This window comes from Paenibacillus durus ATCC 35681 (assembly GCF_000993825.1).
Taxonomy (GTDB): Bacteria; Bacillota; Bacilli; order Paenibacillales; family Paenibacillaceae; genus Paenibacillus_AQ; species Paenibacillus_AQ durus_B.
Window position 1 is genome coordinate 4,101,038 of record NZ_CP011114.1, and the last position, 23,663, is coordinate 4,124,700.

The window sequence follows — 23,663 nt, forward strand, 5'->3', positions numbered from 1 at the left end:
TCCCCCCACTAATGACAACAAAAAACCAAGCCTCTTGAGCAACCCGGCTGCCAGGTCATGATTGGATCATGACGGTAGGCCCGTGGCTTTGCGCCCCCGACTTTCGAACGGGTTTGCCTTTGTTCAAGCACTTGGTTTCTTTATAACTAGTGCTTTATATGTAGTCAAAAAGTTTTACTTTCCCCAAAATTGTACAATAGGTTGCAAATTTCTGCCATGCTATTTTTCCCAAATACTACTTTGTTCCCAATAAGAATAATCGCCAAAATACAAGTCTTGACCTAGAGTAAACTCTAGGTATTATGATGATTTTGCTAGGACATAATCAATCAGCAAGGGAGAGATGAAGCATGAAATACAAACAGCTAGGCGGCACGGGTCTGATGGTATCGGAATTCTGTCTCGGCACGATGACGTTCGGCGGCAAAAATGATCCGATGAGTTCTGTAATGGGGGCTCTTGATGAGCAGGCGGCTGGGCAGCTTGTGAATAAAGCGCTCGAAGCAGGCCTTAATTTTTTTGATACCGCTAATGTGTACGGCGTGGGTGAGTCGGAAGAGATTTTGGGGCGTTCGCTCAAAGGCAAGCGGCATGAAGCGGTGATCGCGACCAAGGTAAGATTCCGAATGGGGCCGGGTCCGAACCAGGTAGGATTATCGAGAGGCCATATTATCCAGCAAGCGGAAGAAAGCCTCAAGCGTCTTGGAACAGATTACATCGACCTTTATCAGATTCATGCCCCCGACCCGCTTACGGACTGGGAAGAGACCTTGCGCGCGCTGGACGATCTCGTTCGCAGCGGTAAAGTAAGATATATCGGCTGCTCCAACCTGCAGGGCTGGCAGATGATGAAGGCGAACGGCGTTTCCCGTCAACTGGGCCTGCATGCCTTCCAAACGACCCAATCTTATTATTCGCTCGCCGGACGCGACGTTGAGCGGGATATCATCCCTGTGCTTCAGGATCAGAAGATGGGCCTGCTTGTGTGGAGTCCGTTGGCCGGTGGATTTCTGTCGGGCAAGTATACGCGGGACAACCAAGGCGGGGCGGATGACCGGCGCAACAAATTCGATTTTCCTCCGGTTGACCGGGAGAAGGGTTATGTCCTGATTGACGTCTTGCAGGAGATCGCCAAGACGCGGGAAACCTCGGTCGCCAGAATCGCACTGGCCTGGCTGCTGAATCAACCGGCCGTCACAAGCGTGATTGTCGGAGCCAAACGTCCTGACCAGCTTCAGGACAATCTTGGAGCATCCGGTATTGTTTTGAACGAGGATGAATTGTCCCGTCTTGATCAAGTCAGCCGTCTGCAGCCGGAGTATCCATTATGGAACCCAAGCGTTTATATTGAAGATCGTTACCCAATTCAGAAATAAGCAGCATAAAAAAGGGATGAGCCGAAACACTTCGGTTCGTCCCTTTTGTATAGGATTTTTACTCTGGTTGTCCGGTGCTCTTGATCCCGTCTTTTTCTTTGGAATACCTATCGATCTTGAAGTCAATCATCCCGATATAGGACATCAGGGTGTTGACCTGGTCTTGAACGGTTTTCTTCTGCAGCTCAAGCATTTGTATACGCTCTTCGATGGTTGCGTCGCCCTGCACGGTAAGCTCGACAAATTCCTTCAGCTGTGATATGGACATGCCCGTATCGCGGAGGCAGCATATGAATTTAAGCCACTCGATATGCTCATCTTCATAAATGCGGATGCCACTCTCGTTTCGTTTGATGAACGGCAGGATGCCCTCTTTTTCATAATATCTTAAGGTGTGGATCGACAAATTGGACTTCTCTGCCACTTGGCCAATCGTATACTGTATGTTGAGGCTCATAGGGTTTGACCTCCGCCTTATTTTAGGTGAACCTTGGATTCAGGTACGTTATCTTCATTATAGGCCCTAGAGCAAGATCGAAGTCAAGTGCAGCGGGATTCGCTTGCCGACAGAATGCCGGACAATAAGAGTAGAACAAGAGTAACTCTCATCGTTCCGCTAAACGACCAAAAACTCCAAGCTGCAGCTTGCCAGAACAAGCGGACTTGGAGTTCACATGAATTCGTGTATGATCTGGTTTACTTCACTTCCAACGACACTTCATTCACAGCCGTCTTTTCACTAATTTGTTTAGTCACCTGCTCCAACTGCGAATCTGTTCCCTGATGTCTTTCCCTGTATTCCAAAGGGGTCAAACCGGTCATTTTTTTAAAAAGTTTTCTGAAATAATTCACATCATTGAACCCTGCGATTTCAGAGATATCAGTTATGCGGACGTCCTCCTCAGCCAAAAGGCGCTTTGCTTCCCGAATCCGCAGCTCAATCAGATAATCGATAAAGTTTTGACCCGTTTGTTTTTTGAAAAGGAGACTGAAATAATTTTTACTGAGATGCACAGTATCCGCTACGATCTGCAGCGTCAAGTTCTCGCTATAATGATTGGTTATATATTCCAGCGCCTTCGTGATGAGTTGCCCTCCGTTTCCTTTATCGGCCAGTTTCGGAATAAAGGTCTTCCCGATATCTTCGAGTCCGCGTTTCAGAAGCGATAAGATTTGATCCAGCGTCTCCGTCCGTTCAAGCAAATCAAGCAGTTCGGAAAGTGGTGGTCCTGCGTCTGCCTGCAGTTCATAAATATCCGTGAGAAGATCGTTAGCCTCGTGCTTTACTTGTTCCGGATTCGACCCCATGCCTTTCCAACGTTCCACTGCATTCTCCATCGCAGAGGAAATCGGATCCCCGTTGCGGATGATTTCAAAAAAAGACTTCCAATCAGGCGGTTCCGATTCAGTCGTCGACACTTGTGCTATTCCCTTGTTTTCTGTTGATTCTTCCCACACATTTATGCCGCCCAGGCCTTCCAAAAATCTTCTTTGGCAGGCCATGCGGCTGCCGACAAATCCATTCGGAATTCGGCAGATTCCTTGCTCAATAGTGAAGCCGGCAGATATGGAAATTTCCAATTCCGTTTCCACGAATTGCTTCCAATAACGGAGTCGAAGCTCAGCGTCCCCGACGTTGTTCGGAAATACAAGAAACATGCCGCTTTCCCCCATCAGCATTGCGGCTCCCTCATCCACCTGCACATAAAACAACTCCTGCAAATCCTCCATCAGTAATTGCACATTCAAACATCCACAATTTTCCTTTAATTCCTCTGCTCCATCCAGTATAAGATAGACACAAGCATAGCGTTGTTCGAACCATGCGGGAGCCCAATCGATTAAAGAAAGCAGGTCCTGTTCTTGAACGATCAGCCTTTTGATTTCCTGTTCGATAGATTTCCGTTCCCGGTAGATGACCCCCTGTTGGAATTCCGTTTCCTTCCGGCGTTCTTCATTCAGCATGGAGATACATCTATGAAGGACGGCAAGAAGCTCTCCCGGTTTCAATGCCGACTTCAGCAAGTAATCGACGGCGCCTAGTTTGAGACCCTCTTTTACATATTCAAAATCACTGTAACTGCTGATCATGATCACTTTAAGCCAAGGGTAAAGCTCGAACGCTTGCTTCATTAGTTCAATGCCGCTCATTAAAGGCATTTGGATATCCGTGATGAGAATATCGACGGGACGGTTCTCCAGAGCAGTCAGAGCCACTGTCCCGTTGGCACAAATGGCTTCCACCGACAACCCCTCATTTTCCCAATCGATAAAGGCTTCAATTCCGTTGCGGATGATCGGCTCATCATCCACGATTAGAACTCGGTACATTGCATTCCCCCCAGATCTGCTAATTTCAAGAAGCTTATTCCCGTAGTTTGATGGTATTCCTTACCATTAAGTTTACATAATGGGGTGAATAGTACAACCAACTGGAATATTTGGTGCTGGCATGCGAGGTTTTTACACTTTACTGTTTTATTGTATATTAAGTTAATTTTGTCGGCGCAATGCAAAATATTACTCAAATTATATTGATATAGTAAAGCAGCACAAAATTCTTTATCATCCATTCCCGAATTTCCCACATTCTAAAGAACTACTGAATCCCATATTTCTCCATTCAAAAGAGTAGAGAATAAATTTTTTTCGGCAGCATTCCATATTTCATTAAGCTGTACAAATCCGCTATGTACCAACATTTACGTCACCTCACCCAAACCAAAACAAATTTACTAACAAGCGCTTCCAATTCACTCTGACGTCCTCAGATACTTTTTTGGTACGAACTCTCCATTGTATCGGTTGAGTTTAACATCTACCCTTTTATTAGCCCCACTTTCAGGGGTAATTCCCGGACGGAGAGAGGGGAGAATTTAAACAATCAATTTATTTTAAGTCAACGTTTATCATACTTATTAAATTTAATGACAAGGAGAGAAGTCAAATGAAGCTAACGAAGAAATTGTCGCCAATAATTTTGGCAACTACAGTTTTACTCTCAGGTAGTACCCTTTCACAGCTCTATCTTGCCCAACCGGTGTATGCGGACATGCAGCCGCACGATGAAAGGCCCCTCGTTAAAAGCAATCTGCAAAAACCGATGACAGTACAAAGTGTAGAGAAGTTGGAAAATGGCGTGAAGCTGAATTTAGGTGAACAGGAAGCTTACATCCGGATGCTCACATCCGATATGTCCAAGGTGTCCCTCTTACCTAAAGGAGAGAAGGAATATACCTCCGTTGGGATTGCTAAGAAAGATTGGCCTACTCCGAAAAAGTTAAAAGTGGTGGAAAACAATGAAAATATCGTTATCACCACCGACAGCTTAACGGTAGACATCAAGAAAAGCCCGTTCGGCGTCAAATATATGGATAAAGACGGGAATGTGATTAACGAGGACGCGGAGCAAGGCGTTGGTTACGAAAACGGGAAGCCGTACGTGTTCAAGAAAACCGATAACAGCGAAAACTTTTACGGTTTCGGCGAGAAAGCCTCCGGCTTGAACCACCGCGGTGACGAAATCGGCGTATGGCATCAGGACCCGTACCCGTATGAGTCGAAATACGGTTACTCCTCCATTCCGTTCTTTATCGGTTTGAAAGACAAAAAGGCGTACGGTATTTTATTCGATAATACATGGCGCTCTTATTATAACTTGGCAAAAGAAAGCGACGATTACTATTACTTCTACGCCGATGGCGGGAAATTGACTTATTATTTCTTCAATGGGCCGGAGATCAAAGACGTCGTTGACCGTTATACTGATTTGACAGGCAAAATCGAAATGCCTCCAGAGTGGGCGTTGGGCTTTCACCAGGCAAGCTGGGGTTATCATCAGTCCGACGTTGAGGAGGTAGCCAGAACATACCGCGAAAAGAAAATACCGGCGGATAATCTTTTTCTGGATATCGAATGGATGAACGACTATAAAAATTTTGAATGGGGAGAAAATTTCCCCAATCCCGACGGGCTGAACAAACTGATGGATGAGTTGAATTTCCATCACACCACGATCATAGATCCGGCTATCAGGGTACCTGACCCGGGACAACCTGAATACCGTCCTTATACGGAAGGGACCCAGAAAGATCTCTGGGTTAAAAATCCCGACGGCAGCAACTTTTTGGGTAAAGTTTGGCCGTGGGGCGTCCCGTCTAAATCCGTTTTCCCTAATTTCCTGAAAAAAGAAACACGCGATTGGTGGGCGTTGCAGCAAAAAGCGATGTTTGACAAAGGCGTGGATGGCATTTGGAACGACATGAATGAACCGGTCAATTTCAGTGAAGAAGACCACTGGACGTTGCCGCTGGATAAAATCTTTGAAGCTGACGACGGCAGCAAAAAAACGCATGAAGAAGTTCATAACATTTATGCGCATCTGGAGGACGAAGCGACACACGACGCATTCAAGCTCCTTAAACCGAATGTCCGACCGTTTGTGCTATCGCGGGCTGTATTTACGGGAACACAGCGGTATACTGCAACCTGGACCGGCGATAACCACAGCACTTGGGAACATCTCAAATTGACAATGTCGCAGAATGCCAATAGTGGATTGGCAGGTTACCCGTTCATCGGCAACGATATTGGCGGTTTTTCGAAAAATGCATATTTAGGTGAAAAAGCTACTCCGGAATTGTTTGCACGCTGGGTTGAACTCGGTGCCTTCACGCCGCTCGCTCGCGACCATTATAATAATGACGGTAAGAGCCCCGCGACGACAGAGTCTTACATGCAAAGGCAAGAACCGTGGCAATTCGGCAAGGAAGTAGAGGATATCAGCCGTAAATATATTTCTTTACGGTATGAACTGATGCCATATCTGTACAACGCATTCAAACGTGCGCATGATACCGGTAATCTCATTCAGCAGCCGCTTGTGTTTCAATTCCAGGATGACCCGAACACCTATAACATCGAAGACCAAGTTATGTTCGGTGACTCGATTATGATCGCTCCGGTGGTTACTCAAGGCGCAACGTCCCGCAGCGTTTACTTCCCGGCCGGCGCTAGATGGGTGGATTACTGGACCGGCGAAGAGTTTGAAGGCGGCCAATCGATTATGAAACAAGCCGACCTTGGAACGCTTCCGATCTACGTAAAGCAAGACTCGATCATCCCACGCCGCGAAGTTCAGCAGTACACCGGGGAGAAAAAGCTGACGAATCTGACGCTGGACACCTATCTTAACAACGATGCATCTTATAGCTTTTATGAGGACGATGCAAGCACAGAGGATTACACAAGAGGCGAGTTCAATGTTACCGACTTCCATGTGGAAAAGAAGGGCAACCATATCGAATTCGAGCAGTACAAAAAAGCTCAAAACTTCGCATCCGACATTCAGTCCTACACGTTAAAGCTGCATGGGGCAGAAGAGCCGAAAAAAGTGCAGGCAGCTGAAAACAAATACTCGAGAGCAGGCAGTATCGAGGAACTGAACCAACAAGAAAGAGCATACTATTTCGATGCTAAAGAAAACGTACTGTATGTCAAAATCCCTGTAAACGAGAACCACAAAGTGAACATTCAAACGAATTTCGGAAACAATTAATACGAACCGCAGGCATAAGCCTGACACAGAAAACGGGTTGGAGACGCTTGATCTCCAACCCGTTTTTTATGCAATCACTCATAACCGGGAACGGACAACAACCGGTCGATTTCTTCTGCGGCACGCGTCAGTCCATCCTTCACTGAGATTTCACCCCCGAATATTTGACGCATATAGAGGGTGTAGACCTCATCGATTTCACCCCAATTTTTTATCGACGGCCTCTGGAAAGCATAGTCCAGAGCCTCTTGATAGGGATAGATGTACGAATCCCGATCCTTTTTCATCGATTTGGAAGCTTCCAAATTAGTCGGGAAAAGCCCGGTTCTCGACATCGTTAACTGAGCTTCTTTGCCGGTCATCCATTTCAGAAATGTCCAAGCAGCCTCCGGTTGCTTGCTTCCCTTCATGATGACCAAATCTTCGCCTGCTATAATAGGAGAAGGCCCTTTGTCATGGGGAAAAGGTATAGGGATTGTACAATTCAAAGCCCTATGCAATTCCGTATCGGTCCAAATGTTATAAAACCAAGGACCCTCGCCCGTTATCAGCACGTTGCCACTTTTTACGCCCTCCCAGTTGTCGCCGCCTTCTTCCCCCACCGTCCGGTCAATCAGCCCTTCCTTATAAAGGAACCGCAGTTTCTCTACGGCCCGGACCGTCGCTTCTCCGTTTAAATAACCGGTTGCCTTGCTGAACGTGGCGTCAGTCAGTGAACCTCCAAGGCTGTATATGAAAGGGAGCGTTCTCCAAGTATCCAGTCCCCCGAGTCCGATGATATAGCGCTTTTGCCTGGCCAACTCCAGAATTTCCTCCATTGTCCGAGGGGGCTCCGAATATCCCGACCGCTTCAAGAGTTCCCGGTTAAAGATGGCCGCCTGTACATACATATCCATGGGGAGGGAATAAATCTGATTCTGATGAAAGCCTGCCGATATAGCCTTACGGTTGTTAAGCGCTTCGCTGACTTTCCGGAAATCAGGAAATTTATTTAAACGCATAAGCAACTTGTTTTGATAAAAATCAGGAACCCATTCCATGTGCATCCGGACCACATCAGGTACCCGATTGGAAGAAGCACGGGCAATCAATGTGTTTTTCAACCCATTGTTATACGCTTGACGTACAGATATTATTTTAATGTCGGGAAATTGGCGTTCAAAAGAAGGAATCAGCTCCCGATCCAAAATCCGATTTTCTTTGTCGCTATAAGTATGCCAAAACTCGATCACCCGCACTTTATTCCCGTGAAGGGTTTGAACCTCATCCGGATTGGTGATGACCTTCCAACTTCCGCACCCGGAGACAAGAATTACGATCAGTAAAATGGATATCCATCGTCTTGCCATTATGACTCTCTCCTTCCAAGCAGGATGCGGATGGTTGTCCCTTGCCCGGGCTCACTCGTGATCGACCACTCCGAGCATCCGGCATAATAGAATCGGAGCGTATCGTAAACATGCCGCAGACCGATCCCCATTTCCCCTTTGGCTATAGCTGTCTCAGGTTCGGCCAATAACTTCAGCTTCTCTTCCCCGATACCCAGGCCATCGTCCGTCACGAAAAATTCTGTATGTACGCCCCATGTACGAATCCGGATCGAAATGCGGCCGTCCGCATCTTTAGGAACGATTCCATGGAAAATGGCGTTTTCCACCAATGGCTGCAGCAGCATACGGGGAATGATGAGTTTCTCCGCACCCTGTTCCACGTCTAAATCCAGCGTGAAGGTCTTTTCGTATCGCAGCTCCAATATGGCGATATATTTCTGCAGGAAGTCCAGTTCCTCCTCCAACGTGATCATGATCCCGCTTTTCCCCATATGCGCTTCCAACAGGCGTATTAATGCCGACAGGCCTTGAGAAAGACGATCATTCTGATTCGATTGGATCAGCCACCAGAACATACTCAGCGTATTTAACAGGAAGTGGGGATGAATCCGGTGCATGAAGGCCCGCAGCTCCGCCTGAAGCTTCTGGCCCTGCTCTTCCTCAACCTGATGCATGAGCTGTTCGATTTCCTGAAGCATACTGTTGAACTGCCTGCTCAAGAGACCAATTTCATCAGTAGACTTAACGTCCGTCCTCACCTTTAAATCACCCTGCTGTACCTTCCGCATATCCAGGGTTAGCTGCTTGATGGGCTTCGTTACCCTGCCGACGATCAGCAGGCCGATGCCTATTGCAAGTATGGCGAGAAACCCGGAGGAGAATAAGATGAAGGTTTGCAGCCGATCCAACTGTCCAACGACTTCACGAACGGGCACTGTCCCCACGATCATCCATCCGTTGCTCAGCAGCTGCTTAACCCCATAATACGGGACTCCCTTTAAGACATATTCGAATTCCACATCATCGTTCCCCACAATTTGTTTGAGTAAATCGGGGTTTTCCACCCGCTTGTTGATTAGGCTGAGATCGGAATCGATCATAATTTTGCCTTTCGAATCCACTACGAAAAACTTCCCCGTCTCCCCAAGCTTTAGCTGCTCGATGATGTTTAAGATAGAACGCCCGTTCAAATTTACCAGCATAAACCCTACACGATTCATATTCTTAAAGTCTTTGAGAACTCTCCCGACAGGAAGAATCAGGTCCGTATCGCCGCCCCCCCCTGCCAACCGGTCATACTGCAGCCCCTGCCATACCAGATCGCCGTCCTTCCGTTCAGCTTCCTTAATCCATTCCTGATCGGACATGCGTATCCGCATCAGCTTGTACATGGACGGATTATACACGTATGGAGAAAATGTGCCGCTCCCCCAGCCGCTGCTCTCTTCCTTCATCACATAAATAATTTTGACGAAGGAGTTCGAGGAGATGGCTTGGTTCAACATGGTGTTCATTTTTTGAAAAATTCGACCCTGCTCTTCAGGCAGGCTGCTGTCTATCTTGACGATCGCGCTCTGAATGTCCGGGTTGCTAAAAATAAAATCCGATGTGTCGCTTCCTGCGTTAAAAATAAAGGAGAGAGAATCCGCAGTCTGTTTGCTGATTTGAAGGGCAGATTCGCGAACGTTTTTCTTTACGACGGAAGCGGATTTCATATTAAAAGCCACACTTAGAAAAAAGGTTGGAAATAAAATCACGAATAAAAAGGCCAGTACTATTTTAAAAGCAAAGCGGTTCGAAAACAGGAAATATCGAATCATAGATGAGTTCCACCTTATCCTTTTCTCTCCTATAAGTGTACCTGATATACAAGACGAATCATATGTACCGCCAGTCCCACATCTTGCAAGTTGATCGTTGGAACCAAAAAATCCTACCCATGAAGGGCAGGAAGGTCTTAACATTCCGAATTTTGAACTCTACTCGCGCAGCGACTTCGCTTGCATAACAGCGGCATTTTTTTGCTTAAACGCTATGAACGATACGAGAATGCCCAGAAGCGCAATAACCGCGTCAATGATGAATGCCATGCGAATCGATCCGGTTAAATCCGAAGGCTCCATCGTTTCCAGAGTAGCGTTAGAACCGAGGGTTGCGGAGATAATAGCCATAATGACAGCTAAGCCGACCGCTCCGCCAATTTGCTGCCCGGTAGAAACGATTGCGGATGCAACACCCTGTTCTTTCATATCAATTCCCGAGCTTGCCGCGATAAACATCGTCGTAAAAATAAAGGCCTGACCAATACCTATGATAACGGTACCCGGAATAATCCCCCATGCCGATCCGTGTTCGGAGAGCTGGGTAAGCAGCATAAAACCAATCGCGCCAAGTCCCATACCGCTTGCTATTGTACCGGCTGCACCGACGGTTGCCAGCATTTTGTTAATCAACTTCGCCCCTACAAAAGCGCTAATGGTCAGCGGCAGGAAGCTTAATCCGGATTGAATGGCAGAGTAATGCAGCACCTCTTGCGTGTATAGCGTGAGGAAATAGTATAATGTACCGAATGATGCGGAGAACAATGCTGCGGTAATCGCGGCCCCAGTCAAACTCAGTATCCGAAACAGTCTGAAGGGGATCAAAGGATCTTTCGTGCGATTTTCAATGACTACGAACAACAGGAGCAGAATAGCGCCGATAATGCCAGGAATTATAGCTGTTGGATGAAGCCAGCCAACGACCGGGGCTTGAATAAGATAATTTACAAGCAAGATCATACCGGTCGTTACGGAAATCGCGCCTGCTATGTCAAAATGGCGTTTTGACGATGCCGCCTTGCTCTCCAAAAGCGTGATCGGAGCGAGGATAATAACGAAGACGGCTATTGGAACATTGACAAAAAAGGTGGCTTCCCATCCGATAAAGCTTGTTAACACACCGCCAAGCAATAACCCGACGGACATGCCCACCCCGCCCATTGCCGCCCAAGTGCCTAATGCACGGTTACGTTCCGGGCCTTCTTCAAAATTGGACATAATCAGTGACAGTGTAGCCGGTGACAGCAGCGCTCCGCCTAGACCTTGGAGTCCCCTTGCAATAATGAGGAATAGCTGAGAGTCTGCGATACCGCCAAGCAGAGAACCTAAACCGAAGATCCCCATGGCAATGATGAACATCCGCCGTCTGCCCAGCAAATCGGACAATCTTCCACCGATAAGCAGGAAACCTCCAAAGGCCAGGGAGAACGCGCTGATGACCCATTGCAGTTGGTTCGCACTAAAGCCCAAGTCTGCTGCAAGGGAAGGCAGTGCCACGAAGATAATCGTGTAATCAAGAGCCAAAATTAATTGGGATAAAGCGAGGATCGTCAATGCCAATCCTTTGTGTCTAGTCGAATTCATAAAATCCGCTCCTTTTCTTTATCAGATCTTTCAGTCTAAAAAATAGATAAAAAATTTCTTCCTATTTAATACAGTGGGAATAGGGCCAACAAATGGTCGACTCTACCCCCCGAATTCTACTCACATAAGAGCCTATCACATTCTAGACCATTCGATCTAAAAATCCGAAAATATAATGAAGCGTCCATCAGCGCTCCATTAATTGTCCAGCTTAGAAAGAGTAACAGCAGCAATATCATCCAAAACTTTAGGGTCCGTGGTTAATTTAGCCACTTGGGTCAGCGAATATCTTTCATGGTACAAATACCGTGCAAGAGCAAGCAAATCACGGTCTCCACTCAGTTCACCTTGATTTCGTGCGCGAACCAGTGCTTCATAAAAGGCTTGTATCAAACGCGTCATATCCCGTTCAAAAAACGCCGCAATTTCCGGATCATGAGGAACTTGATCAATGGCGCTGTGCATAATGAAGCATTCGTTACGGCGCAGATCATCTTGCAGAACGGCCACAATTTCATGAAAAATATCAGCAATAGCTTTCTTAACTGAGTCTGAACGCTCCAAATACGAAATGACCGCATCCGATTTCTCATTTACATAATGTTTCACAGCCTTGATGAAGAGATCCCGCTTGGTACCGTAGGTGTCGTACAGACTTTGGCGCGCTATGCCTAGTACTTCATCAGTCTTTAAATTGTGGATATAAGCGTTTCAGTTTGATTCGGGCGTCTTCCGTGGTGAATTGCCAGTCTACTCCCTTTTGAGACGCATTGCGTCCCGCTTCCCATGCGGTAAGTTCATGGGCCAAATCTTCTAAAGAAGGAATCCGGCGTCCCAGACACTGGCGGGTCATGACACTGAGTTCGATTTCGGCCACATTAAGCCAACTACCGTGTTTTGGTGTGTAATGGATTTCCAGGCGTTTCGCCAGACGCAAAGCCACTTCCGGTTCGAATGCCTGGTACAGGGAGGCGATAGAATGCGTGTTCAGGTTATCCATCACGAGGCGCACTTTCGGAGCCTCCGGGTAATGAACATCCAACAGATCGCGGACTTGTTCCGCCCATTCCACCCGCGTGCGCTGTGGACGAACACTCACATGTCGCCAGCCCGCAAGTGGTTCCGTAAAAATGAAAATGCTGCACGTTCCATTGCGCACGTACTCCGCATCTTCTCGCAGCGGTTTAGCGGGTTTCATCGGAATGGGCACCCGGGTTTCATCCAGAAGCTGGTACGGTTTTTCGTCCATGCAGATGACGGGACAAGCCGGATCGTAAGGCAGTCGATACACTTCCAATACATCTTCCATGGTGGCAACGAACGCGGCATTTTGCTTTGGCGGAATGCACCAGCATTTACGAAGATGAGGCTTGAGCTCGTTTTTTTAAAATTTTATCTACCGTGTCATAGGAAAGACTTTCGATGTAGTTCAGTTCAACGGCTTTGTCGGCCAGCATCCGCAAGGACCAGCGGCTCTTTCCTTCGGGCGGTGGACTGCAACTGAGTGCAATGATTTGGGCTTCCAGTTCGCCTGTAACTTTGGGAGGATTCGGTGGGGTTAACCGCTTTTTTCGCTCAAGCGTGGCCTGAAGGCCTTGCTCGGCAAACCGTTTTCGAACGAGATGGACCGTGTTGGTATGCACGTTTGAGCGTTCGGCGATTTCCACATCCGAAAGTTTACCGCCTGGCCGATTTTCATCGGCCCACAGCAGAATTTGGGCTCGCCGCAACGCGCGCGCCGTCGACTTTCCTTGGCTACACATACGTTTCAGTTCCTCTTGTTGTTCAGCGTTTAGACTTACGATATAGTCTCGTTTTTTCATCGGCTCGACCTCTTTTACTTTGACTATATCATAGATTCCATGATTTAACTGCTTTTAGACTGATGAAGTACTAGCCCATCGAGTAAATTTTGCAGCGAAGTGCCTTCGTAACCGTAATGCCCGAAGACCTCCATAGCCTTGTGCAGAACAAGCGTTGTATCGAATTCTTTACTTCTTGCCATTGTTGACGAGCACTCCTCCCTTGTGACATTTATATTATCTTTTCCAGATTATTCAGTCAACATTACTTTTGAGGCCCAGAGAATTGAATAACCTCATTCATGCTGCCAGTCGATTCAATCGCCACTAGCGGATTCCAGAAGTCCCGGTAGCGCGTAATGAGGCCGTCTTTCGTTTCAACGACACTGATGTACGTCTGATTGTAAGGGTTCCCGGTTTCTCTGTGCTTCCCGGTCGATTTGAATTCTGCAATCACAAGCTCGGGGTCGACAGCCGGATGGAACTCAAGATCTGTAAATTGCACTTCGAAGTGTTTCGGAAAGTTCAGCATATATTCGTACATATCGGCTTTCCCTTGTTTGTATTCAGGAAATCCTGCCGGGCCGTATGGGAATTCCAGGATTCCGTCTTCGTGCCAAAGACCGATCCACGCTTCAATATCGCCACCCGACAAATATTTCAAATGATTCCGAAACGCCTCCTGTGCTCGCTCGCGAATGGCTCCTGCTGTAAGTTTGTTGTTGTTCATTTTATTTTCCTCCTTTTAATTTAGACTGTTTAGTCTGTAATGTTCAAAAAAATAACATCTTCCATTAAGTATTAAAGTTTCCCTCCTGCGATTATTGTTGACCACCTCCTTGTTGATTACATCTTACCTTTTGTAGATCGTTTAGTCAAGAATTATTTTTAAAAAAGCCGGGGGATTCCCCCGACTGAATTATTCGCCGGTTTCGGCGAATTGTTTAATGCGTGCTCCAACCTGATCACGGACCCGCTGGAACACCGCCCATTTCTCTTCTTCCGTTCCTTGCGCCTTGGCCGGATCATCAAATCCCCAATGTTCGCGCTTCACCTTCGGAGGGGTAACCGGGCATTTGTCCGCGGCATCTCCGCATAACGTGATGACCAGATCGGCGTTATTCAGCAGCTCAGGATCAATAATATCGGAGGTCTGCCCCGAGATATCAATGCCCACTTCACTCATGGCTTGCACAGCTTTGGGATTAAGGCCATGCGCTTCAATACCGGCGCTGTAAATATTCCAGCCATCACTGAGGTATTTTTTTGCCCAGCCTTCCGCCATCTGGCTTCGACAGGAGTTTCCTGTACATAGAAAGTAAATGGTTTTCTTGTCCATCCGCGTAATCATCTCCTTTAAATTTAAAATAGGACTAGCCTTAAATACAGTCCCAAAAGGGTGATAAACAGGGTGGGAATGGTCAGAATGATCCCTGTTCTAAAATACGTTCCCCAAGAGATCTTCACCCCTTTGGCCGAAAGCACATGCAGCCACAACAGGGTAGCGAGCGAACCAATCGGCGTAATCTTCGGCCCTAAATCCGAACCAATGACATTTGCGTAAATCAAAGCTTCCTTAATAAGCCCCGTGGTATGCGCGGCGTCGATGGCCAGTGCGTCAATCATAACCGTAGGCATGTTATTCATCACCGATGAAATGACCGCTGCAATAAAGCCCATCCCCATCGTCGCGGCGAATAGACCTTGATTGGCAGCCGCCTGAATCACATCCGCCAGAATATCCGTGAGACCGGCATTTCGCAGCCCGTACACCACGACATACATCCCGATGGAAAAGAATACAATCGCCCAAGGCGCCCCTTTGACCACTTCCATTGCAGGTACGAAAGGACTCTTTTTTGCCATAAGCAGAAAAAAGATCGCAATCACCCCGGCTATAACGGAAACGGGAATGTTCAGGAACTCACTAACGAAGTACCCGGCCAGCAGAACCGCAAGGACTATCCAGGATAGCTTGAACATGTTCTTGTCCTTGATGGCCTCTTCGGGATTTTTTAGCTGTGAGCCGTCAAACTTTCTTGGGATGCTTTTGCGGAAAAAGAGGTACAGAACCAAGATACTGGCCGCCAATGAAAACAGGGTAGGCATAATCATATGCCCCGCATATTCCATAAAGGTCACGCCGAAGAAATCAGCGGACACAATGTTGACCAGATTGCTGACGACGAGGGGCAGCGAGGTTGTATCGGCAATAAACCCGCTGGCGATGATGAACGGAAATACCTTTTTCTCGTCAAAATGGAGCGCACGCACCATAGCCAGCACAATCGGAGTCAGGATAAGCGCCGCGCCGTCGTTGGCAAAAAATGCGGCCACAACCGCACCAAGAATAGTAACATAGATGAACATCCGAATTCCGTTCCCGCGCGCGGATCTAGCCATATGTAGGGCAGCCCATTCGAAAAAGCCGATTTTGTCGAGAATTAAGGAAATGAGAATAATCGCAATAAAAGCTAACGTGGCATTCCACACAATCAGGGTCACATGGAGCACATCATTAAAACTCACAACACCCGCAAGCAGAGCCAAAACAGCCCCGCCGCAGGCCGACCATCCAATTGATAAATTTCGAGGCTGCCAAATAACAAAGATTAAAGTAACAACAAAAATAAAACCCGCTAACAATACCGAAACCAATCCGCTAACCTCCATTTATTCACATGAAATCACGCCTTTCTTACTTAGCTCTTCCATTGCATGATCTTGTGAAGGAACGAAGGCAATCAATTTTTGAATGAACTCATACTGAGCACTGCTTGGATTGACCGAATAAAAAATCCACTGGCCCCTCCGGTTCTCCTTAACCAGCCCCGCATCTTTCAGTTTCCGCAAATGCTGGCTGATTGACGGCTGACTCATCTTAAAAAATTCAACAAGCTCGCATACACAGCGTTCCTGGTTCTCCAGCAGCTTCATAATCGTCAGCCTTGTCTTATCTCCCAACAACTTCAAGATCTGGGATAATTTGTCCAAATCCTTCAGATCAAAGCTCATGCTCCGCCTCCTTTCACCACATCATTATATAACTATATGCTTATATAAACAATCGCTAATATATTAACTGCTTCCGACATAGTTTAATTGCAATCGGCCGGGGTAAAGTTTGGCTTTAACAGGGAAAGCAAGGTTTGAGTATCCGGCAATTCAAGGCCTCGGTTTCTCGTAAAAATATAAGGCAAATGATAAGCGCGAAGCTTATACTTTCTTATATTTCCAAAAAAACCTCGCCGAAAGCTCGAATGGCTTTCCGCGAGGTTCGCATGCTGATGCTTATGCTATGATGCCGGTCTGCTGCAGGGTGCGTGCGATATCCGCTCTGGCTTCTTCCCCCAGCGTGCGGAAAGGCGCCCGGACCGGTCCCGAAGGCAGACCGATAATATCCAGCGCGGCCTTGACCATCGCGGGCTGTCCGTACTTGCGGGCCAGATCCCGGATCGGCTGCCAGCGGTAGTAACGCTCAATGGCACGGGCATTTTCGCCCTGCTGGAATTCGTTGTAGAGCGCGACAAATTCGGAAGTCATGAAGTTGGCGTTCGTAGATGTGCAGCCGGGCAAGCCGGAGGCCAGCCCGCCCAGGATGAGGCCGTCCGAGCCGCACATAACCGAGATGTCTTTACCAGCGTAGGCGACGGTCCGCACCAGCGCATGCAAGTCCGTGGCACCCTGCTTAACTCCGGCGACGTTGTCCAGCTTGGCCAGCTCGGCGATTTCTTCCGGCGACAGATGGACGCCGATGCTCGCGCTGTTGTAGATGAAAATCGGCAATTCCGCCGCTTCGTTCAGCAGCTGGAAATGATACAGAATATCCTGCGGCCGCACCTCGGATACATACGGAGGCGTTGCCATTACGCCGTCGGCTCCGGCCAGCTTGGCTGCATGCGACAGCTCGCTGGCTTCGTCGGTGCCGCTGGCCGCCGTGCAGCACAGCAGCGGAACCCGGCCGGCTACCGCGTCCGCAGCGGCGGTGAACAGCTGCTTCCGTTCGTCTAACGTCAGGCTCGGATACTCCGCGTAGGTGCCCCCGACAATAACGCCGTGAGCGCCCGAGGCGATGTAGTGGTCGATATTCCGGCGCAGTGCAGCCGGATCGAAGGCGAGCGTATCCGTCATCGGAGTGATGGCGAGCACGTAAATTCCTTTAAGCTTATCTTTCAAATCAGTTGTGGACATGTCTTGAACTTCCTCCTTTATTTTCTCCCTAGAAGCGACTCCATGGCCTTGATTCCGCTCTCCATCTCGTCCCGGGAAACGGCATAAGACAGCCGGATATGATACGGGCTGCCGAATCCGGTTCCCGGCATCACCGCGACTCCAGCCTTCGTCAGCAGGATATCCGCCAGGTCGTCGGCGGTGGATATGATTCGTCCCTCCAAGGTTTGGCCGCGCCATGCGGAGGCGTCCACCCATACATAGAAAGCGCCGTCCGGCACGCTGCACTCCAGCCCCTTGATCCGGCGGACCCCTTCGACCAGAACCCCGCGGCGCGCCGCGTATTCATTCCGGATTTCCGTCAGATCGTCTTGGGGGCCGTCAATCGCGGCCAGCGCCGCCTGCTGAGCGATGGATGACGGGTTGCTCGTCGTATGGGACTGCAGACGAAGCATCGCCCCGGTAACAGCCGCCGGTGCGGCCGAATAACCGATTCTCCAGCCGGTCATCCCGTATGACTTAGACACCGCGTTGATCACGACGGTCCGCTCCCGCATGCCGGGAAATGATGCGATGCTCGTATAGCCTTCCGGCTTAAACACAAACGCCGAATACACCTCGTCGCTGATGACCCAAAGATCCCGCTCCCGGCAGAACTCGGCCAGCTTCGACAGCTCCTCCGCGCTGTATACCGCGCCGGAAGGGTTGTTCGGCTGGTTCAGAATCAGCAGACGGGTCGACTCGTTCACCAAGGGTGCGAGTGTCCCCGGCGTCACTTTATAACCGGAGGCAGCGCCGGTCTGAACGAAGACCGGCTTGGCTCCGGCGAATTTAACCTGCTCGGGAAACGACACCCAATACGGCACCGGGATCAGCACTTCGTCCCCTGGTCGGCACAGCGTGCAAATCGCGTTGAACAGCGCATGCTTGCCTCCAACCGTAACTACAATCTCCCCGGGCTCGTAGCTGAGCCCTATATCCCGGAGAAGCGCTCTGCATATCGCTTCCCGCAGCGGCAGGATGCCGCTCGTATCGGTGTATCCCGTGAAATTATCTTGAATCGCCTGAATCGCAGCCGCTTTGGCCCGGTCAGGCGTTGGAAAGTCCGGCTGCCCGAGGCCCAAGCGGTACACGGTTCGTCCTTCCCGCTGATACTGCGCCACCGTGGACTCCAGCATTGCAGTCGGGGACGGCAGGACGCGCTCCACCCAATCCGCCAACTGAACATGTTGGTTCAACAACGTCCATCACCTCTTCTGTTTATCTATAAGAGCCAGCGACTTCCACCGCAATGGAGGCGTAGACCCGTGTTGCATTCTCCAGTTCTGACAATGTCACCCACTCGTCGATTTTATGAGCCACGCTGAAATCGCCCGGCCCGTAGATGACAGACGGAATTCCCCGCTTGACAAAGTGAGTCATATCGCAGTTGGCCGTAAGGCCCGTAAGCTCCGGCTTACGTCCGTATACCCGTTCGATCGCGGCGGAAGCCAGCTCGACCATCGGGTGATCGGGACGGGTTGCCGACGCCACTCCGGTCGTCGGAACGAGCCGGTCGATGCGGACCCGGCCGTCCAGCGCGGGCAGACCGGCAATGATCTGCTCGATCTCCCGCAGAGCGGCATCCTCCGCTTCGCCGGGAATAAGCCGGCGGTCGATCAGCGCCTCGCAGCGGTCCGGGATCATCGACTCCTTGATTCCCCCGTTAATAACCGTGACGGACAGGGTCGACTGTCCCGTCAACGGATGAATCCGCTTCGTCAGCTCCTGCTCGGCGAAGTCTTCAAGCGCCACCAGCGTCCGCGCCATCAGGGACACGGCATTGACGCCAAGATGAGGCGTTGACGAATGGGCGGAAACTCCCTCGGCCACCAGCACCGGGCGTATGCTGCCCCGGTGCGCGATTGCCAGGCTGCCGTCAGTAGCTTCGCCGATCACCGCCAGATCGCCGTGCAGCTCGTCCGGGAGCCTGCGGGCTCCCAGGCTCGCGGCTTCTTCATCCACGACCGCCGCAAGCACAATGTCCCCCGGCAGCTGCGCGCCAGATGCGGCAATCGCTTCGATGGCGGCCATCATGGCGGCCAAAGGCCCCTTCGCATCCATAACGCCCCGGCCGTAGACCCGGTCACCCTTGCGGAGCATGGTGAACGGATCGGAGCTCCAGCCCTCGCCGGCCGGAACAACATCCATATGCGTATTCAGAATAATCGTCTTCCCGCCGCCCGTACCCTTCAGACGCGCGATCACATTCGGCCGTCCCGGCTCGATCTCCTGAAGCTCGACATCACAGCCCGCTTCCCGCATGACTTGGGCGACATATGCAGCCGCTTCTCCCTCTGTACCGCTGGGGTTCACGCTCTGAAAGCGGATCAGATCGGCCAGTATCTCAACCGTTCGCTCGGGGCGGATCACCGGTGCTGCCGTGCGGAGATCTTCGCTCATAGCGATTTCACCATCCCGCCGTCGACCAGCAGCGTCTGGCCCGTTACATAGCTTGCTCCGTCCGAGCAGAGGAACGCCACCACACGGGCGAATTCATCCGGCTGCCCGTAACGCCCGAGCGGAATCTGCTTCTCGCTCTGCGCCTTGATCGCTTCCGGCGTAACCCCGGCCTTATCCGCCCGAATCCGGTCCAGGGAACGGACCCGGTCCGTGTCGATCCGGCCCGGAGCCACCGTATTGACCCGGATGCCGTACGGGGCAAGCTCCTCCGCCAGCGTCTTGCCGAGTCCGGCTACGCCGGTCCGCATCACATTGGAGAGGGTCAGCCCGGGGATAGGCTGCTTGACCGAGGACGAAGCCAGATTGACGATGGCGCCGCCCTGCTCCTTCAGATGCGGAAGCGCGCCCTGAACAAGACGGACTACGCTCAGGACGTTAAGCTCATAGGCGTACTGCCAGTCTTCTTCTTTGAGCGACTCGAAGTTGCCTGCGGGAGGACCGCCCGCATTGGTGACCAGAACGTGCAGCCCGCCAAAAGCGGAGACCGTTTCTTCTACGCAGCGGGACAGGTCCGATGCGGAGCAGACGTCGGCCTTAAGGCCGAGCGCGGGCATTCCCGTCTCGGCGGTGATTTCCGCAGCCACTTCTTTAGCCTCCGCGCCATTTCGGCTGAACAGCGCGACCTTCGCTCCGCCGTGCGCCAGCTCGAACGCCACGGCGCGGCCGAGCCCCTTGCTTGCCGCCGCTACCAGCGCGGTCTTCCCTGCGAATTGTCCGCTCATGCGTTAACCCCCTTCGCCAGGGTCAACTCACGCGGCAGCTTGGTGAGCACTTCGCAGCCGGTTTCCGTCACCAAAATCGTCTCGCTGAATCCGACGCCGTAGCGGTTCGGAACGCGAAGCGCCGGCGGGATGTGGAACACCATGCCCGGCAGTAGTACACGCGAATCGTCCCGCTGGAGGCTCATAATATGGCCTTCGCCCCAGTCCGGCGCAAAAGCGACGCCAATCGAGTAGCCGGTGCGCTTGCGGAACTGCTCGTACAGTCCAGCACGCTCAATCGTTCCCCGGCAGGCTTCGTCAACCTCTCCGGCGGTAACGCCCGGACGGATGGCTTCGAGCGCGGCGTTCAAGGAGGCGATACACACCTCGGTCACCCGTTTGATTTCATCGGTTGGCGTGCCGGTATAGGCAGCCCGCATCAGCGCGCCGTGGTACCGGTTGCGTGCGCCCGCCACTTCCAGCAGAAGCGTCTCTCCGTCGCCGATAACCTTGTGCCCCCATGCGGCATGCATGTTGCCCGAACGGTAACCGGAGGAGATGAACGGCTCCATCCCCAAATACTCGCCCCCGGCCAAGATCATGCCGGAGAACATAGCTGCGGCAGCCTCGTCTTCATTCACTCCCGCCCGGATCGCATCAAGCCCCGCCTGCATCGAGCTGTCGGCCACGGCACAGGCTTCGCGGATGTATGCAATTTCCGCCGGAGATTTGATGACCCGGAACGCTTCAACCGTCCCTTGGGCATCCATGAGCCGGAAATCGCCAAGCATTTTCTCAAGCTTCTGGTAATTGCGGACGGGCAGGAACCAGGAGCCCGTCTCCAGGCCAATCGTACCGGGAGCGATGCCGATCTCTCTGACCGTATCGGCAGTCAGGGCGACCGGATCATTCGTATCGTCATACGTTCTGACCTGGCTTTCGGGCAGCCAGCTGTAGGTCTGAACGTTGGAAAGCTCGCCCCTGCGAAGCACGAGCACCGGATCGCCGTAAGCCGGCACGACCAGGCATTGGTACATATAATAGCCCGGACTTTGGTAGCCGGTCAGATAAAAAATATTTTCAGGGGTGTGAATCAGCATCCCGTTCAGCCCCTTTAGTCCGAGCTCGCGTTGTACATTTTGAAGACGGGTATTAAATTCATCCCTGGAAAATACCAATGATGTGGCGCTCAATAGTGTCTACCCCTTTCCCTGAACTCATCGTTTTCAAGCCTGATAGCCGTAAGTATCCATTCTTAAATCCCTTAAATATGGTGTGAGCTTGGAGCATTCGTCCGCTTCATCCAGATCGATCTCCAGCACCTGCATGTCCTCTTCATTCAAATGGCCGCTGACGATGAGCTCGCCTTTTGGATTCGCCAGCTTGTTGTTGCCGAACAGCCGCAGACCGCCGCCCACGCCGTTGATGCCTGCCACAAAGCAGGTATTTTCTAGCGCCCTTGCCGGAAAATAAATATCCCATCTGTGCTTGTCTTCAATCGAAAAAGCGGATGGAGTCACGATCAGCTTCACCCCTTGCAGAGCAAGGGTGCGCGCCGCCTCCGGGAACCCCGCATCGTAACAAATGAGGACGCCGAGCTTGCCAAAATCGAGCTGATACGGTGAACAAACGTCACCGGGTTCAAAATATTTTCGCTCGTCCTCCCAGAGATGAACCTTGCTGTACGTACCCGCGACGGCTCCACTTCGGTCAATAATAACGGCACCATTGGCGATCCCGCCTTCACTCCGTTTAAGGGCCATCGGGAGCACGATGTTGATGCTATGCTTCTCGGCGGCTCCCCGGAATGCCCGAACGGTTGAACCACCGGTATCCTCGGCCAGCTCATGATAACGGTCGCCGATGACGTCGGTATCGTACCCGGTGACGAACAGTTCCGGGAACACGATCAGATCGGCGCCCTGCCGCGAGGCCTGTTCAACGAACTCCAGACCTTTCCGGACATTCGCGGCAACATCCATCAGCGCGCTTTCGAACTGCACCAGCGCCAGTTTAACGGTTGCCAAGCGTCTTCCCCCTTTAAGCGTGAATTCCTCAGTTCAAACCGCTGATACACAGCCCTTGTCCCGTCAGTACTGCGTAATCTGGTTAAGGAACTGCGTCAGGCGGGGATGCTTGCCGGCTTCCTCCATCTTCGATGAAGGGAGGTCTTCGACAACCTTTCCCTGATCCATAAAGATGATACGGTCGCCTACCCGGCGGGCGAATTCCATTTCATGCGTAACGATGACGACGGTCATCCCGTCTCTGGCGAGATCCGAGATCACGTCCAGGACCTCCGCCGTCATCTCGGGATCAAGCGCCGAGGTCGGCTCGTCGAACAGCATCAGCTTCGGATTCATGGCCAGCGCCCGCGCAATGGCGATGCGCTGCTGCTGCCCTCCAGACAGCTGCTCCGGATAATGCTCCGCCCGGTCTTTCAGACGTACCCGCTCCAGCAATTGAACCGCGCGCGCCCGGACCACATGTTCTTTTTCCCCGCGCACCACTTTCGGAGCCAGCATAATATTCTGGATCGCGTTCAGGTGCTGGAACAGATCGAATGATTGAAAAACCATCCCGATCTCCGCCCGCGCATGCCGCGATCCGTTAACATCCTGTCCGTTGTACAGGATCTGTCCCCCCTCGATGGACTCAAGCCCCGCCATGCATCTCAGCAGCGTAGACTTGCCGGAGCCGGAAGGTCCGATAATAACCACTCGCTCGCCCTCACGGATATCGAGGGAGACCTCTTTTAGGATCGGATCACCATGGTATTGCTTGGACACCTGCTCGATTTGCAACACAATGTTCGACCTC

At 50.9% G+C, this 23,663-nt stretch carries 20 protein-coding genes, 1 pseudogene and 1 riboswitch; of the genes and pseudogenes, 2 read left to right on the forward strand and 19 right to left on the reverse strand.

Going from position 1 to position 23,663, the window contains the following annotated elements:
* Positions 1 to 34 precede the first annotated feature (34 nt).
* Positions 35 to 128: riboswitch (cyclic di-GMP riboswitch) on the reverse strand.
* A gap of 222 nt (positions 129 to 350) precedes the next feature.
* Positions 351 to 1,376: an aldo/keto reductase gene (locus tag VK70_RS19200; protein WP_025694313.1), complete on the forward strand. Its 1,026-nt coding sequence runs from the start codon at positions 351 to 353 to the stop codon at positions 1,374 to 1,376.
* Positions 1,377 to 1,434: 58 nt separating this feature from the next.
* Here VK70_RS19200 and VK70_RS19205 read toward each other — a convergent pair whose 3' ends face one another.
* Together VK70_RS19205 and VK70_RS19210 are read right to left on the reverse strand one after the other, a co-directional pair.
* Positions 1,435 to 1,833 carry a MerR family transcriptional regulator gene (locus VK70_RS19205; protein WP_051504978.1) on the reverse strand — a complete coding sequence of 133 codons (399 nt, stop codon included), beginning with the start codon at positions 1,831 to 1,833 and terminating at the stop codon, positions 1,435 to 1,437.
* 239 nt (positions 1,834 to 2,072) lie between these two features.
* Positions 2,073 to 3,707 carry a response regulator transcription factor gene (locus tag VK70_RS19210; protein ID WP_025694311.1) on the reverse strand — a complete coding sequence of 545 codons (1,635 nt, stop codon included), beginning with the start codon at positions 3,705 to 3,707 and terminating at the stop codon, positions 2,073 to 2,075.
* A 616-nt stretch (positions 3,708 to 4,323) separates the two neighbouring features.
* On the opposite strand from VK70_RS19210, the gene VK70_RS19220 reads away from it, so the two are divergent.
* Positions 4,324 to 6,933: a glycoside hydrolase family 31 protein gene (locus VK70_RS19220; RefSeq protein WP_025694309.1), complete on the forward strand. Its 2,610-nt coding sequence runs from the start codon at positions 4,324 to 4,326 to the stop codon at positions 6,931 to 6,933.
* Positions 6,934 to 7,007: 74 nt separating this feature from the next.
* Here VK70_RS19220 and VK70_RS19225 read toward each other — a convergent pair whose 3' ends face one another.
* The 17 genes and pseudogenes from VK70_RS19225 to VK70_RS19305 form a co-directional block, all read right to left on the reverse strand.
* Positions 7,008 to 8,282, reverse strand: coding sequence for an extracellular solute-binding protein (locus VK70_RS19225; protein WP_025694308.1), 1,275 nt, complete (start codon positions 8,280 to 8,282; stop codon positions 7,008 to 7,010).
* Positions 8,282 to 10,084: a cache domain-containing sensor histidine kinase gene (locus VK70_RS19230; protein ID WP_025694307.1), complete on the reverse strand. Its 1,803-nt coding sequence runs from the start codon at positions 10,082 to 10,084 to the stop codon at positions 8,282 to 8,284. Before VK70_RS19230 ends, VK70_RS19225 begins: the two co-directional genes overlap by 1 nt.
* Before the next feature lie 159 nt (positions 10,085 to 10,243).
* Positions 10,244 to 11,668 (reverse strand): MFS transporter, encoded by a 1,425-nt coding sequence (locus tag VK70_RS19235; RefSeq protein WP_025694306.1) that lies wholly within the window; start codon positions 11,666 to 11,668, stop codon positions 10,244 to 10,246.
* A gap of 198 nt (positions 11,669 to 11,866) precedes the next feature.
* Positions 11,867 to 12,277, reverse strand: coding sequence for a hypothetical protein (locus VK70_RS19240; RefSeq protein ID WP_233277710.1), 411 nt, complete (start codon positions 12,275 to 12,277; stop codon positions 11,867 to 11,869).
* Between the two features lie 73 nt (positions 12,278 to 12,350).
* Positions 12,351 to 13,491 (reverse strand): IS630 family transposase gene (locus tag VK70_RS27995; RefSeq protein WP_144415158.1). Its coding sequence is split into 2 segments (ribosomal slippage): positions 12,351 to 13,053 and positions 13,052 to 13,491, totalling 1,143 coding nucleotides; the frame shifts between segments, so codons are not numbered across the junction.
* Between the two features lie 71 nt (positions 13,492 to 13,562).
* Positions 13,563 to 13,673, reverse strand: a pseudogene (locus tag VK70_RS28000) (TetR/AcrR family transcriptional regulator); the annotation flags it as partial.
* Between the two features lie 62 nt (positions 13,674 to 13,735).
* Entirely contained in the window at positions 13,736 to 14,200 is a 465-nt protein-coding gene (locus VK70_RS19255; RefSeq protein WP_025700526.1) for a nuclear transport factor 2 family protein, read from the reverse strand.
* A gap of 189 nt (positions 14,201 to 14,389) precedes the next feature.
* Positions 14,390 to 14,809 carry an arsenate reductase (thioredoxin) gene (gene arsC, locus VK70_RS19260; protein ID WP_025700528.1) on the reverse strand — a complete coding sequence of 140 codons (420 nt, stop codon included), beginning with the start codon at positions 14,807 to 14,809 and terminating at the stop codon, positions 14,390 to 14,392.
* A gap of 23 nt (positions 14,810 to 14,832) precedes the next feature.
* Complete coding sequence (locus VK70_RS19265) at positions 14,833 to 16,143, reverse strand: arsenic transporter (protein WP_169733352.1); 1,311 nt, start codon at positions 16,141 to 16,143, stop codon at positions 14,833 to 14,835.
* Positions 16,144 to 16,485 carry an ArsR/SmtB family transcription factor gene (locus VK70_RS19270; RefSeq protein WP_025700532.1) on the reverse strand — a complete coding sequence of 114 codons (342 nt, stop codon included), beginning with the start codon at positions 16,483 to 16,485 and terminating at the stop codon, positions 16,144 to 16,146.
* Positions 16,486 to 16,761: 276 nt separating this feature from the next.
* The gene (locus tag VK70_RS19275; protein WP_025699848.1) at positions 16,762 to 17,661 is read right to left on the reverse strand and encodes a dihydrodipicolinate synthase family protein; all 900 of its coding nucleotides are present in this window, start codon (positions 17,659 to 17,661) and stop codon (positions 16,762 to 16,764) included.
* A 17-nt stretch (positions 17,662 to 17,678) separates the two neighbouring features.
* On the reverse strand, positions 17,679 to 18,881 hold the full coding sequence (locus VK70_RS19280) for a pyridoxal phosphate-dependent aminotransferase (RefSeq protein WP_025699849.1): 1,203 nt from the start codon (positions 18,879 to 18,881) through the stop codon (positions 17,679 to 17,681).
* Between the two features lie 19 nt (positions 18,882 to 18,900).
* Positions 18,901 to 20,082, reverse strand: a complete 1,182-nt coding sequence (locus tag VK70_RS19285) for a M20 family metallopeptidase (RefSeq protein WP_052756018.1) — start codon at positions 20,080 to 20,082, stop codon at positions 18,901 to 18,903.
* Entirely contained in the window at positions 20,079 to 20,864 is a 786-nt protein-coding gene (locus VK70_RS19290) for an SDR family oxidoreductase (protein ID WP_025696415.1), read from the reverse strand. The genes VK70_RS19285 and VK70_RS19290 overlap by 4 nt, the downstream gene beginning before the upstream one ends.
* The gene (locus VK70_RS19295) at positions 20,861 to 22,036 is read right to left on the reverse strand and encodes a M24 family metallopeptidase (protein ID WP_025696417.1); all 1,176 of its coding nucleotides are present in this window, start codon (positions 22,034 to 22,036) and stop codon (positions 20,861 to 20,863) included. The genes VK70_RS19290 and VK70_RS19295 overlap by 4 nt, the downstream gene beginning before the upstream one ends.
* Before the next feature lie 33 nt (positions 22,037 to 22,069).
* Complete coding sequence (locus VK70_RS19300) at positions 22,070 to 22,870, reverse strand: nitrilase-related carbon-nitrogen hydrolase (protein ID WP_025696419.1); 801 nt, start codon at positions 22,868 to 22,870, stop codon at positions 22,070 to 22,072.
* Between the two features lie 63 nt (positions 22,871 to 22,933).
* Positions 22,934 to 23,650: an amino acid ABC transporter ATP-binding protein gene (locus VK70_RS19305; protein WP_025696421.1), complete on the reverse strand. Its 717-nt coding sequence runs from the start codon at positions 23,648 to 23,650 to the stop codon at positions 22,934 to 22,936.
* Positions 23,651 to 23,663 lie beyond the last annotated feature (13 nt).